Below are 13,034 nucleotides of genomic sequence, written 5' to 3' on the forward strand. Positions count from 1 at the left end.
TTCGGGTGCGGAACTGTGATTGGAAAGGTGCGATGACCGTGTCAGGTTTTCGGGGGACGGCCTTTCGCTTCTGGTTCGCCTTGACAACCCTGAGCCTCGCCGGAATTTTGGTAATGGCCGGTCATTTCATGCGGACGGAACGCGCACAGTTGGAAGAGGCGCTGCGCAATGAGGCGCTGGCTGGGGCAACCCTTCTGGCAAGCGCTGTCGGATCGGAATTGCAGAAAGGGGATGTCGAGCGGATCAATTCCCTGGCCTGGGCGCTTCTGAACCAGCCGAATATCCAGTATGTCCGTGTGCTTGACGCCAACGGCAGGGTCGTGACGCAACGGGAGAAAACCTTTTACGTGACCGATGTGCTGATTGAACAAGTTCCGGTGCTGGAACTTGATAAGACCCTTGGGACAGTAGAGATCGCAGTCCGGATGACAGACCTCCGCAAACAGCAGAAAAAGCGTTTTGACTATTCCGTCGCCGTGGCCTGTCTGGCTTCGCTTGCCGCTGTGGCCTTCTCCGCCTGGATCAGCCGCCGGCTCACCCTGCCGCTGGTTCGTCTCAGAGAAGCGGCGCGCCGTATGGCTGATGGCGATCGGTCAGTCCGTGTCCCGGAAGCGGGCTCGGAAGAGACGGTTGCGCTGGCCATCGCCTTTAACCAGATGGCCGCGGCCGTGGCCGATCACCAGGCGTTGCTGCAGGAAGAGATCCGCAAGGCCACAGCGAGCTTGGCGGAAAAGGTGGAGACGCTGGAGTCGCTGGACCGTATCTTTCGGAGCGCCTTGGCGCAGAATGCGCGACGGGACGAGGTGATCGGGACGATTATCGACCACATCCGGGTGCGTGTGCCGGCGGAAGCGATCTCTATCGCCGTGTGGGAAGAGGAGAAGAAGATAGCTGAGTGTTACATCTGGGAGTCTCAGGGAGCGGGGATCCTGTCTCTTTCGATTCCCCTCGATCAGACGCGCTTGTTGGCAGTGGCGGCGGCGGGACAGCCGCGGATCTGCGCAGATCTGCGCCGGGAGGCGATGGGCTTGCAAGAGGAGGAGCTCCTCGCCTTGGGGTACCATTCGACGGTGTATGTTCCTCTGATGGCCGGGGAAAGAGCCTTGGGCGCCATTATTGTCAGCAGCCGGGAACCCGGTTTTTACACCGATGAGATGGTGGGACGGCTGACCGAAATGGCCCAGGCCGTTTCCATATCCCTCAATAACGCCAATGCCTACACATCGCTGAACAACGCCTTTTGGCAGATGATTAAGACGCTCTCCCGGGCGATCGACATGCGCGACGCCTATACGGGCGGCCATTCCGAACAGGTGATGCTCCTGTCGCGGGCGATTGCCCGTCTGGCGGGCCTTCCCGACGGAGAGATCGAAACGATCGGCATCGCCGGACTGCTCCATGATGTGGGCAAGATAGGTATTCGGGAGAGCATCCTGCAGAAGCCGGGGCCTTTGAGCGCCGATGAGGCTGCCGAGATGAAAAGCCACCCGGCCATGGGTGCCGAACTGCTGCGGCCCATCAGGATGTTCCGAAAGGTGGCTGATATCGTTCATCACCACCATGAACGCTTTGATGGCAAAGGCTATCCCCTCGGACTTCGCGGTGAGGAGATTCCGATAGCCAGCCGGGTGATCGCTATCGCCGACGCGATTGACGCCATGGCCAGCGACCGCCCTTACCGCAAGGGGTTGCCGCCCAGTGTCATTCAGGAAGAATTGCGCAGGCACGCCGGCACCCAGTTCGATCCCCATCTGGCGACGATTGTCGTCGAGCATTTTGACGAATTGATGGCACTGGTACTTCGGACCGCCGATGCGACGGTGTAGAAAAAAGCAGCGGGCTATGTGATGCGCCTGCTGCTTCTGTTTCTTACGCTTTTTCTCTGTCCTTTTTTCGCTTGAGAAGCAGCGGTGCCGGTTCAGGGCAAACGACAATGGATGCTTTTTCACCGGCTCTTCGTTGCAGTCGGCGGCAAAGCAGCGCCTGTTTCCCGGCGGTGCCGTCCATCCGGTTCCGGCGCTTGCTCCGAGCTTCCCGCCGATTCGGGGAGACGGTTCTCTACAGATACGGCGGGGGGCAAGTGAGGTGGCGGAAGGGCGACCATGCAAGCAGTGAAAGTGAAGGTGCTGCCTTTTCCCGGTTCGCTGTCGACCCAGATCTGTCCGCCCATCAGTTCGACGAGGCGTTTGCAGATGGCGAGGCCGAGGCCGGTTCCTCCGAATCGCCGTGTCAATGAGGCGTCGACCTGGGTAAAGCTGTCGAAGATTCGGTCTTGCCACTCCGGTGGGATGCCAAGGCCTGTATCGATGACGGAAAAACGCAGGTGGACCGGTTGGCCGGGAAAATGGGGCGGGTTAGGATCTGCTGTTGCGCCGGATGGCGATACCACCGGGTCAGCGACTTCGATGTGGAGGGAGACGGCGCCTGTTTCGGTGAACTTGATGGCGTTACCGAGGAGGTTGAAGAGCACCTGACGGAGGGCGCCGACGTCGCCCAACAGAAGGCGAGGGATATCATCGGGCAGTCGCACCGTCAGTTCAAGGCCCTTTTCTTGGGCGCGGGTGGAGAAGAGGGCGATTGTATCGTTGACCAGGTTGTCCAGGTAGAATTCGACGGGCTGCAACACCTGTTTGCCTGACTCGATCTTGGACAAGTCGAGGATGTCATTGATCAGCGCCAGGAGATTGTTGCCGGCATCGCGGAAGATGTGGACGAATTTTTTTTGCTCTTCATTGAGCGGTGTTTCCCAGAGCAGGTCGGCTATGCCGATGATGGCGTTCATCGGGGTGCGGATCTCATGGCTCATATTAGCCAGAAAGGCGCTCTTGGCGCGGTTGGCCACATCGGCTTCTTCTTTAGCCAGCTGTAGGGCTGTCTGCATCTGCCGGCGCTCTTGCAGTTCCTTTTCCAAGGCCAGGGTTTTGCGCCGTATCTCTGCTTCCATTTCACTCGCATGTATGATGATTTTGCCGGTCAGGAGGCGCAGTAGAAGGGTGATCGCCAGGACGCCCAAGACGATCAATCCGAGGATAACGCCAGCGAGCAGGCTGGTCTGAACCCGGATGGGAGCGTAAAACTTGTCGGAGCTCATCATGACCAGGAGCACCCAGCAAGTGTCCGGGATCGGACCGTAAGCGATGATGTGGTGGGGAGCCAGAACGAAATGAGGGTTGTAAAGGCCGCTTTGTCCCTCGGACGCTTTCAGGAGTGTAGCCCCGACGGGGTCTTTTGTGTCAATAGGGAAGGTGGAAGGGGTGGACGCCTCGTGAAGGTTGAACAGCCACTCGCCTTGCTCTCCCTGGACGCGTGCGAGCAAGACTCCTCCCGTATCGCCGAGCCCTGTCTTGTCTTCCAGGATATGGCGCAACCCGTCTGTTCGGAAGATGACCGTATCGTAGCCGAGCACGTCGCCGGTCGCGGTGGTGATGGGGGCGCTGACGAGGAGGACGGGCGTGCCCTCGATCAACGCGGGGCCGTGGATGGCCTCTCTGCCGCTGTTGTCTTCGGCGACACAGGGGCATTCCTGAGGCAATGCGGCGCCGACCTGGACCAGCGCTTGTTTGTCTCGGTCAAAGCGGGTGATGCCGATGACGCCGGCCTCCGGGTTCAGGGCTTCTTTCAGCCGTTCAGCCGTATACAGGGCCAGTTCCTGGCGACTGATCTCGCCGTGGTAGTAGGCGGAGAGGCTTTTTTTGATTTGACTGCGGCTAGTCACCTGAAGGGTGACATCGCGGCACTTCGACAGAAACTGTTCCAGCACCATGGTCCGGGAGCGGAGCGCCGCGATCAGTTGCTGCTCGGCATCACTTTGCAAGTGGTTATAGTAGGGGATGATGCTGACCAGGGCGATCAAGATCCCGATAGCAAGGATCCCCAGGGTCGAATAGCCGATGATGGTTTTTTTCCACTGTTCCGGGTTGTCCAGTCTGACCATGGCATAAGTCCTCCCGGTCGATATCGCTGGACGACGAGTGAAGGGGGGAATGCGTGTATATAATGATAATACCAGTGAAACCAGGGGAAGGAAAGGAAATATGCAGGGAATGGACGCTTTGCTGAAGCTGGTCCGCTATGGGGTAGGCGGTTCTGGATATGGGGTTGATTGACATGAGACCTGTTTTAGGGTATCATGATATGGCTTGTAAAACGTAGCGTTTCGAAGGGTTTGCAGGTACGGGAGAGTCCCGGCTCTTGCGGCATGGGCCGCCCAACAGAAGCCCTGAGTTGGGTGACCGTTGGATCAGGAAGCCGCATTCACCACTCAAACTGGGCTTGGCCCAACAGAAGCCCCGAGTTAAGCGACCGTTGGATCGGTTCCCATCGGATTCCGCTTTACTTTTGTCCATTCTGTCGATATACTGATGCTATGTAGATTCACGGAGAGATGGCCGAGTTGGTCGAAGGCGCACGATTGGAAATCGTGTAGGCGGGCAAAACCTGTCTCGAGGGTTCGAATCCCTCTCTCTCCGCCAGCAAGCCATCTCTGGGTTGCTTTTCTGTGTGAAGATTGGCCGTGCTACACGGGGCGTTAGCGGTGCCTTGTCACCCGCAATCCGCTGCAGCGGGGTGGATGCCCGAATTGAGGGCCTGACTTGTGGGGTCCGGCTTCTGCAAGTGACGTTGAAGATTGGGTCCTGCGCAACGGAAACCTATGAACCCCGCCAGGTCCGGGAGGAAGCAACGGTAAGTAGGCCCTTTCGGGTGCCGCAGGGGAGCCTGGTCTGAGTTAACTACAGGGGTAACGCCCGGAAGCCAGTGTTCGAAGTCGGGTGCACGGCCATAATAATATTTTGCAGTCCTATCGGTAAGAAAAGATGGTGTAAGCCATCTTTTTTCTGTATGTAAACGCAATGCCAGCTGGATCGCTTCGGCCGATCGGCGGAGATGTGGGAGGATATCATGGCCTATCTGGCGCTTTACCGAGAGTGGCGACCCCAGAGCTTTCAGGAACTGGTCGGCCAGGAGCATGTGAGCCGGACCTTGCAGAATGCCATCGCCTACCAGCGGATCGCCCATGCCTACCTCTTTTGCGGCCCTCGGGGGACAGGAAAGACGACGACGGCCAAGATCCTGGCCAAGGCGCTCAATTGCAGCGGCCATGGCCCGGTGAGACCCTGCAACGACTGCCTTAACTGCCGCGCCATCAACACGGGCGCCTCCCACGACGTGCTGGAAATCGACGCGGCGTCCAACCGGGGCGTCGATGAGATCCGCGAGTTGCGCGAACAGGTCAAGTACGCGCCCCAAGAGGGGAACTACAAGGTCTACATCATCGACGAAGTCCACATGCTGACGACGGAGGCCTTCAACGCCCTCTTGAAGACGCTGGAGGAGCCGCCGGCCAATGTGATCTTTGTGCTGGCTACGACAGAGGTGCACAAGATCCCGGCCACCATCCTCTCCCGCTGTCAGCGCTTTGACTTTCGCCGCCTCGGTGTCAACGAGATCGTCGACCGTCTGGAGCGGATCTGCCGCCATCACGAGATCGCGGCCTCCCGCGAGACGCTGTCCTTTATCGCCCGCAAGGCCGAAGGGGGTATGCGGGACGCCCTGGGGATTCTCGATCAGTGCGTCTCTTACGCCGGGAACGAGATCGACAGCGGTGATGTGACGGCCATCTTGGGCGCTGTCGCCGATGAGATACTCTATGACATGACCCAGGGTTTGGCGGAAGATCGGCTCTCCGATGTGCTGATGCAGCTGAATGATCTGATCAACCGGGGCAAAGAGGTGCGGCCGCTGACGCGGGATCTGCTCGGGCACTACCGGGACCGGTTGATCCTGCGGACGGTGCCGGGCGCCGCCGATCTGGTGGACATGCCCGACGACATCGCCGCAAAGGTCAAAGAAACAGGCCACGTCTACAGCGTATCCGACCTGCAGGCCTGCATCGCCCTGTTGAGCCAGGCCGAAAATGACATGAAATGGACAACCCATCCGCGCATCCTGCTGGAGGTGGCCTTTGTCCGCATCGCCTGCCGAGAGTGGGGGAAAGGCGCCGGCAACGCGCCGGCGTCACCGACTTCGGGCGGGGCCGGCGGCGCTGCTGACATGGAGATGCGCGCCCTCCGTCGGCGGGTGGAAAGCCTCGAGGCCAAGGTGCGGGAGATGCAGCAGGCAGTTGAGAATCAAGGCGCGGCTTCCGGGGAAAAGCGCCCTAGCCTAGATTCGGAGGCGCTTCGGCGCCCACAGCCTGCGATGCCCTCAGCAACCATCTCCAAGCTGGATGAGGAGACGAAAGCGGCAGCCCGGCTTGCCGAAGGGCCGATCCATATTGACCAGGTCAACGCCTGCTGGCCCAATGTGCTCGCTGCCGCGCTGGAGCGCATTTCCCCGTTGAAACGCTCCATCCTGCGTGGACAGACGCGTTTGGCTGGCGTTGAACTGAACCGGGTCGTCCTGGTCCATAACAACACCCTCTATGACCAGCCCAACGATCCGAAATTGAGCGATGTGGTGAACGCTCTCAAGGAGGAGTTTTCCAAGGCCCTGGGCAGGCCGGTGTCGATTCAACTCTGCCATGAAAGCCAGTGGAAGCCCGGAGGGGAACGGCAGCAGCGGCAAAGAGGGGGGGCTCCTCCGGCGCCGGCGAAGGCGGCGGGAACAGGCGGCGCGACCCCACCCTGGGCTGACCCGGCCTATATCCGTGACAAGGTTTTTCAAGATCCCAACCTGCCGGTGGAATTTGACGACGACGACAGGTTGGATGGGCTGGAATAGCGCTGTCCTGGGTGCTTTAAAGGCTTGTCTGAGGCGCTTTGACGCTTTTGATGGAAGATTCGATAGGAAAAAGCCGGGAGACGATGATCGTCTCCCAGTTTTTTCCATGAAACCGGACGGAGTGGGGTTACCGGAACTGCAACCAGCGGCGGTTGCGCATAGTCCAGCGGATTCCCAGACGGGCGAGGTTGTACATGATATACCCCCGGAACCCCATGGGAATCAGGCGAGCCAACAGGCGTCGCTGCATCACACCACCCCCGCCTTAGCATGCCCCGTCAGGAAGGGGTTCTTTCTTCGCCCTTCTCACCGACGATCATCTCTGTGCGGACGCGCGCTGTATTCGGCGTTTCCTCAAAATCGTCGGGATTGAGACCTTCTTTGAGTTCCAGTTCCGGATTCTTCGCGTCGGGGACGTTTTTGACGCCTTCACGACTGCTCATCTGTACATCACCTCCATTGTCGTCATCGTTTTTCACAAGGTCTTTGTCGTTGCGCCCATATTTCAATGTGCGCGAAAGGGTCTGAAAATACGCTTTGCCTGTGACGGCGGAGAGCCTGGCTGACAGGCTTCAATGTGCATGAGACGGCGCAAGGACGCCTGGAAAATTACTGGGGAAAAACATTGACAGAACGGAATGAATCCACTATACTTCACATAATCTTAAAATGCTTAACACAAATTTAACGCGAGCATAGCCTGTAGTACTGGATGTCAGCAGGATAAGCGTCGCCACAGTCAATCAAAATACCACAGGAAGGGGGGGAGACAGATGACCTCGTGGATTAACACGGACCTTGTCCTCCTGGCCGTTGTCATCACGGGGCTGCTGTTCGCGTTGATGCAACCTGCGCCGAGATAACAAGAGGAGGGGTATTTATTTTAGTACCCAGTCGGTAACACTGTCGCGGGACCGGGAGCGGTTTGCGCGGCAGTGTTATTTTTTGCGGTTCGGCGCTTTATATTGCTGTTGAATTGTGGTAAACTACTGACGCCAAACGCTGGGAGGGGGGATTACCGATGTTCGGGAAAATGGGCGACATGCAAAAGATGATGAAACAAGTGCAAAAGATGCAACAGGATATGGTCAAGCTCCAAGAGGAACTGGTCGAACGCACCGTCGATGCCACCGGGGGCGGCGGGGCGGTCAAGGTGGTCGCCAACGGGAAAAACGAGATCCTGTCCATCACCATCGCACCGGAAGCCGTCGATCCCGATGACGTAGAGATGCTCCAAGATCTGATCCTGACGGTCGTCAACGAGGCGCTGCGCAAGGCCCGGGAGATGGTCAGTCAGGAGATGTCCAAGGTCACAGGCGGTCTGAAGATTCCCGGTATGTTCTAATCGATGCGCTACTATGCGGAACCGGTCGGACGGCTGATTGAGGAACTGTCCAAATTGCCGGGGGTGGGACCGAAAACGGCCCAGCGGCTCGCCTTTCATCTGCTCCATGTACCGCGGAATGAAGCCGTTGCCCTCGCCAAGGCCATCGTGGAGGCCCATGACAAGACCCTCTACTGCTCCGTCTGCACGAACCTGACTGACCGCGACCCGTGCCGGATCTGCAGCGACGCGAACCGGGACCGAGCTGTCATCTGTGTCGTCGAGGAGCCTCGTGACGTGGTAGCCGTAGAAAAGACGCGGGAGTACCGCGGTCATTACCATGTGCTCCACGGTGCCCTGTCACCCATCGAGGGCGTCGGTCCCGAGCAGCTGCGGATCAGCCAACTGATGGCCCGGCTGGCCGATCCGGAGCTAAAGGAAGTGATCGTCGCCACCAACCCCACTGTCGAGGGGGAAGCGACGGCGGCCTACCTGGCGCGGCTGATCAAGCCCATGGGCGTCAAGGTGACGCGCATCGCTCACGGCCTGCCGGTGGGCGGCGACCTGGAGTACGCCGATCAGGTGACGCTGCTGCGGGCGATGGAAGGCCGGCGCGAGTTGTAGAATCGACAACCGGCTTGAGGGCGGAACGAGCGCCCGCAGCCGGTTTTTGTTTTGTCTCTTTTCCCCTTTTCGTTCTGAAATGGCGGGACAAGCGTAGATTGGGTAGTGGGAGCCCCCTGCTCCTTCGGGGCTCCGCCGCAATCTGGAGAAAGGGGAGGGAGAACCGTGAATCTCACGACAGAACAGGTGGTTCTGATCGGCGCCGGTGTGTTGCTGCTCATGGTGACCGGCCATCTCTTCTTACGTCCCATGCGATGGCTCTTTACGTTGGCCTTCAACTCGCTTCTGGGGGTGCTGTTGCTCGGGGGAACGAACCTGCTGGGCGCGCCTTTCGGCTTGACCTTGCCGCTAAACCCGGCTAGCGCGCTCATCGCCGGTTTCTTGGGCATCCCGGGCATGGTGCTCCTGATAATGTTGAAATATTTCATGATCTCGTGAACGCTTGCCATAAGGCAACCCTTTCGCTATAATTTTTTTGGGGATCCCGACGGGCATCGGATAGATCCGGATTTTATTTGAAGAACCCTCTCTTTTTTGCGCAAAAAAAAGGAGGAAAAAGTCGGGTGTCGAATAAATACTCTTCATAGGTCGAATTGCGAGCAATTCAGAATTGCTCCAAAATTCGATATATTCGAATATTCAATCTGAAAGGGGAGCGTTACGCTTGTCCAAGGTCATGCAAACGATGGACGGGAACAAGGCGGCCGCCTATGTCTCCTACGCGTTCACGGAGTGCGCGGCCATCTACCCCATCACGCCCTCGTCCACCATGGCGGAGTATGTCGACGAGTGGAGCGCCCAAGGCAAGAAGAACATCTTCGGGCAGACGGTCACTGTAGCCGAAATGCAATCCGAAGCTGGCGCCGCCGGTGCTGTCCACGGTGCGTTGACGGCGGGTTCGCTGACGACTACATACACCGCCTCTCAAGGTCTGCTGCTCATGATCCCCAACATGTACAAAATCTCCGGCGAGCTCCTCCCCGGCGTCATGCACGTGTCGGCTCGCGCCGTTGCCGGCCACGCCCTGAGCATCTTCGGCGACCACTCCGACGTGATGGCCTGCCGGCAGACCGGCTGGGCCATGCTGGCCTCCGGCAGCGTCCAAGAGGTCATGGACCTCGGCGGCATCGCTCACCTGGCGGCCATCAAGTCCCGCGTGCCCTTCTTGCACTTCTTCGATGGCTTCCGCACCTCCCACGAGATGCAGAAGATCGAGATCATCGATTACGCCGATTTCGCCAAGCTTGTCGACTACGAAGCCGTCCGGGCCTTCCGCAAGCGCGGTCTCAACCCGGAACATCCGAGTGTCCGCGGCACCGCCCAAAACCCCGATATCTTCTTCCAGGCGAAAGAAGCCTGCAACCCCTACTATAAGGGCGTCGCCGACATCGTGGCCGGATATATGAAGGAGATCGGCAAACTCACCGGTCGTGACTATCTGCCTTTCAACTACTACGGCGCACCCGACGCCGAGCGCATCATCGTCGCCATGGGCTCCGTCTGTGACACCATCGAAGAGACCATCGACTACCTCCTGGCCCGGGGCGAAAAGGTCGGCCTGATCAAAGTCCGGCTCTACAAGCCCTTCTCGGCCAAGTATTTCTTCGACGTCCTGCCTGCGACGGTCCAAAAGATCGCCGTCCTCGACCGCTGCAAGGAGCCGGGCTCTCTCGGCGAACCCCTCTACGAAGATGTGCGCACCCTCTTCTACGACGCCGCTTGCCAGCCCCTCATCGTCGGCGGTCGTTACGGCCTCGGCTCCAAAGAGGTGCTCCCCTCCGATATCAAGGCTGTCTTCGATAACCTCAAGGCCGACGAGCCGAAAAACGGCTTCACCATCGGCATCGTCGACGACGTCACCTTCTTGTCCCTGCCCACGGGCAGCTTCATCGACACCGCCCCCGAAGGCACCATCCAGTGCAAGTTCTGGGGTCTCGGTTCCGACGGCACCGTCGGCGCCAACAAGCAGGCTGTCGAGATCATCGGCGACCACACCGACATGTACGCCCAGGCCTACTTCGCCTATGACTCGAAGAAGTCCGGCGGCGTCACCGTCTCCCACCTGCGCTTTGGCCACAAGCCGATCAAGTCGCCCTATTTGATCCACAAGGCCGACTTCATCTCCTGCTCCAACCAGTCCTACGTCTATAACTACGACCTGCTGGCAGGCCTCAAAGAAGGCGGCGTCTTTCTGCTCAACACCGTCTGGTCGCCAGAAGAGCTGGAAGAGAAGCTGCCGGCCCGCATCAAGCGGACCATCGCCGAGAAGCGGATCCGCTTCTATACCATCGACGCTGTCCACATCGCCAAGAAGTTGGGCCTCGGCAACCGGACCAACATGGTCATGCAGTCGGCCTTCTTCAAGCTGGCCAACGTCATCCCCATCGAAGAAGCGGTTCAGTACCTGAAAGAGGGCATCAAAAAGGCCTACGGCAAGAAAGGCGAGTCCGTCGTGGCCATGAACGCCGCCGCTGTCGACCAGGGCATCGAGGCGCTCGTCAAGATCGACGTGCCTGCTTCCTGGGCGGAAGCCGTCGATGAAGCTGCCGCCACCATGGAAGTGCCGGCTTTCATCGAAAAAATCCTCCAGCCCATGAACGCCCTCCAGGGTGACAAGCTGCCGGTCAGCGCCTTTGCCGACGCGGCTGACGGTACCTTCCCCGTGGAAACGTCCCGCTACGAAAAGCGCGGCGTCGCCGCCTTCGTCCCCGAGTGGATCAAGGAAAACTGCATCCAGTGCAACCAGTGTTCTTTCGTCTGCCCCCATGCCGCCATCCGTCCCTTCCTGCTCAACGCCGAAGAACAAGCCAAAGCGCCGGCTACCTTTGAAACCATCAAGGCCATCGGCGGCAAGCAGTTTGAAGGCCTGACCTACCGCTTGCAGGTCACTCCCCTCGACTGCCAAGGCTGCGGCGTCTGCGTCATGACCTGCCCGGCCAAGCAGAAGGCGCTGACCATGAAGGAACTGGACAGCCAGGTCGCCGTCCAGCAGCCCAACTGGGACTTCGCCACCACCCTCACCATCAAGGACAACCTCCTCAAGCTCGATTCGATCAAGGGTAGCCAGTTCGCCCAGCCTTTGCTCGAATTCTCCGGCGCCTGCGCTGGTTGCGGTGAAACGCCCTATGTCAAGCTGATCACCCAGCTCTTCGGCGACCGCATGATCATCGCCAACGCCACCGGCTGTTCATCCATCTGGGGTGCCAGCGCGCCTTCCGTGCCCTACTGCACCAACAAGGAAGGCAAAGGGCCGGCCTGGGCCAACTCTCTCTTCGAAGACAACGCCGAGTTCGGCTATGGCATGCATCTGGGCGTCAGCAAGATCCGCGCCAAACTGGCTGACTTGGTCCGTGAGGCGCTGACCCAAGACATCGACGCTGCCCTCAAGGCCGCCTTCAACGAATGGCTCGTCGGCATGGACGACGCGGAAGCCTCCAAGCAGGCGACGGCCAAGATCCTGCCCTTGCTCGAAGGCCAGACCCATCCGCTGCTCGCCGAAATCGCTGACCGCAAGGACTACCTGATCAAGAAGTCCCAATGGATCTTCGGCGGTGATGGTTGGGCTTATGACATCGGCTTCGGCGGTCTCGACCATGTGCTCGCCTCCGGCGAAGATGTGAACATCCTCGTCATGGATACGGAGGTCTACTCCAATACCGGCGGTCAGTCCTCTAAAGCGACGCCCCTCTCGGCCATCGCCAAGTTCGCCTCTGCCGGTAAGCGGACGAAGAAAAAAGACCTCGGCTTGATGGCGATGTCTTACGGTTACGTCTACGTCGCCCAGATCGCCATGGGCGCCGACATGAACCAGACCATCAGGGCGATCAAGGAAGCGGAAGCCTACAAAGGGCCCTCCCTGATCATCGCCTATGCCTCTTGCATCAATCACGGCCTCAAGTCCGGCATGGCCAACAGCCAGATCGAGATGGCCCGCGCCGTCAAGTCCGGCTACTGGCACCTCTACCGCTTCAACCCCGAGCTCAAGGAGGAAGGCAAGAACCCCTTCATCCTCGAGTCGAAGGAACCCTCTGAATCCTTCCGCGACTTCATCATGAGCGAAGTCCGCTTCAACGCCCTCTGCCGTTCCTATCCTGAACAAGCCGAACTGCTCTTCAGCAAGATGGAGCAGGACGCCAAAGAGCGGTATGAGATGTACAAGCGACTGGCGTCGTTCTAAGGGTTTCTCTGAGGCGGCTCTGAAAACAGCCTAAGAACAGCCGCTGGACTTTTGCAAAAAAGGCGCTCACCGGGGAGATCATCATCGACGAGATCGATGGTCATGTGGATCGCGAATTTCAATGTAGAGATTGGGTTGAACCTGTTGAAATTCTAGATTCTAGCGGTATCGATACTTGTTCACTTATCG

General features: G+C 58.9%; 9 protein-coding genes, 1 tRNA gene and 1 other RNA gene. 8 read left to right on the plus strand and 3 right to left on the minus strand.

The window, feature by feature from the left end:
- Positions 1–128: 128 nt before the first annotated feature.
- The gene (locus HM1_RS14475) at positions 129–1,826 is read left to right on the plus strand and encodes an HD domain-containing phosphohydrolase (RefSeq protein WP_187147811.1); all 1,698 of its coding nucleotides are present in this window, start codon (positions 129–131) and stop codon (positions 1,824–1,826) included.
- A 119-nt stretch (positions 1,827–1,945) separates the two neighbouring features.
- Here the strand turns inward: HM1_RS14475 and HM1_RS14480 are convergent, their stop codons facing one another.
- Entirely contained in the window at positions 1,946–3,934 is a 1,989-nt protein-coding gene (locus HM1_RS14480) for a hybrid sensor histidine kinase/response regulator (protein WP_012282263.1), read from the minus strand.
- A gap of 444 nt (positions 3,935–4,378) precedes the next feature.
- On the opposite strand from HM1_RS14480, the gene HM1_RS05260 reads away from it, so the two are divergent.
- The 3 genes from HM1_RS05260 (at position 4,379) to dnaX (ending at position 6,720) form a co-directional block, all read left to right on the plus strand.
- Positions 4,379–4,472: transfer RNA gene (locus HM1_RS05260), tRNA-Ser, on the plus strand.
- A gap of 39 nt (positions 4,473–4,511) precedes the next feature.
- Positions 4,512–4,777: signal recognition particle sRNA large type (gene ffs / locus HM1_RS14890), an RNA gene on the plus strand.
- 122 nt (positions 4,778–4,899) lie between these two features.
- On the plus strand, positions 4,900–6,720 hold the full coding sequence (gene dnaX / locus HM1_RS14485) for a DNA polymerase III subunit gamma/tau (RefSeq protein ID WP_012282266.1): 1,821 nt from the start codon (positions 4,900–4,902) through the stop codon (positions 6,718–6,720).
- A 127-nt stretch (positions 6,721–6,847) separates the two neighbouring features.
- On the opposite strand, the gene HM1_RS16355 is transcribed toward dnaX, so the two are convergent.
- Positions 6,848–6,970, minus strand: a complete 123-nt coding sequence (locus HM1_RS16355; protein WP_012282267.1) for a hypothetical protein — start codon at positions 6,968–6,970, stop codon at positions 6,848–6,850.
- Positions 6,971–6,998: 28 nt separating this feature from the next.
- The gene (locus HM1_RS15725; protein WP_012282268.1) at positions 6,999–7,163 is read right to left on the minus strand and encodes a hypothetical protein; all 165 of its coding nucleotides are present in this window, start codon (positions 7,161–7,163) and stop codon (positions 6,999–7,001) included.
- A gap of 578 nt (positions 7,164–7,741) precedes the next feature.
- On the opposite strand from HM1_RS15725, the gene HM1_RS05270 reads away from it, so the two are divergent.
- The 4 genes from HM1_RS05270 to nifJ all read left to right on the plus strand — a co-directional run bounded on the left by HM1_RS05270 (position 7,742) and on the right by nifJ (position 12,845).
- Positions 7,742–8,065, plus strand: coding sequence for a YbaB/EbfC family nucleoid-associated protein (locus HM1_RS05270; RefSeq protein WP_012282269.1), 324 nt, complete (start codon positions 7,742–7,744; stop codon positions 8,063–8,065).
- A 3-nt stretch (positions 8,066–8,068) separates the two neighbouring features.
- Positions 8,069–8,668 carry a recombination mediator RecR gene (gene recR / locus HM1_RS05275; RefSeq protein WP_012282270.1) on the plus strand — a complete coding sequence of 200 codons (600 nt, stop codon included), beginning with the start codon at positions 8,069–8,071 and terminating at the stop codon, positions 8,666–8,668.
- A gap of 165 nt (positions 8,669–8,833) precedes the next feature.
- Positions 8,834–9,106, plus strand: coding sequence for a pro-sigmaK processing inhibitor BofA family protein (locus HM1_RS05280; RefSeq protein ID WP_012282271.1), 273 nt, complete (start codon positions 8,834–8,836; stop codon positions 9,104–9,106).
- A gap of 238 nt (positions 9,107–9,344) precedes the next feature.
- On the plus strand, positions 9,345–12,845 hold the full coding sequence (gene nifJ, locus HM1_RS05285; protein ID WP_417999843.1) for a pyruvate:ferredoxin (flavodoxin) oxidoreductase: 3,501 nt from the start codon (positions 9,345–9,347) through the stop codon (positions 12,843–12,845).
- The last annotated feature ends 189 nt before the right edge of the window (positions 12,846–13,034 follow it).

The sequence above is a fragment of the Heliomicrobium modesticaldum Ice1 genome, assembly GCF_000019165.1.
Lineage (GTDB): Bacteria > Bacillota > Desulfitobacteriia > Heliobacteriales > Heliobacteriaceae > Heliomicrobium > Heliomicrobium modesticaldum.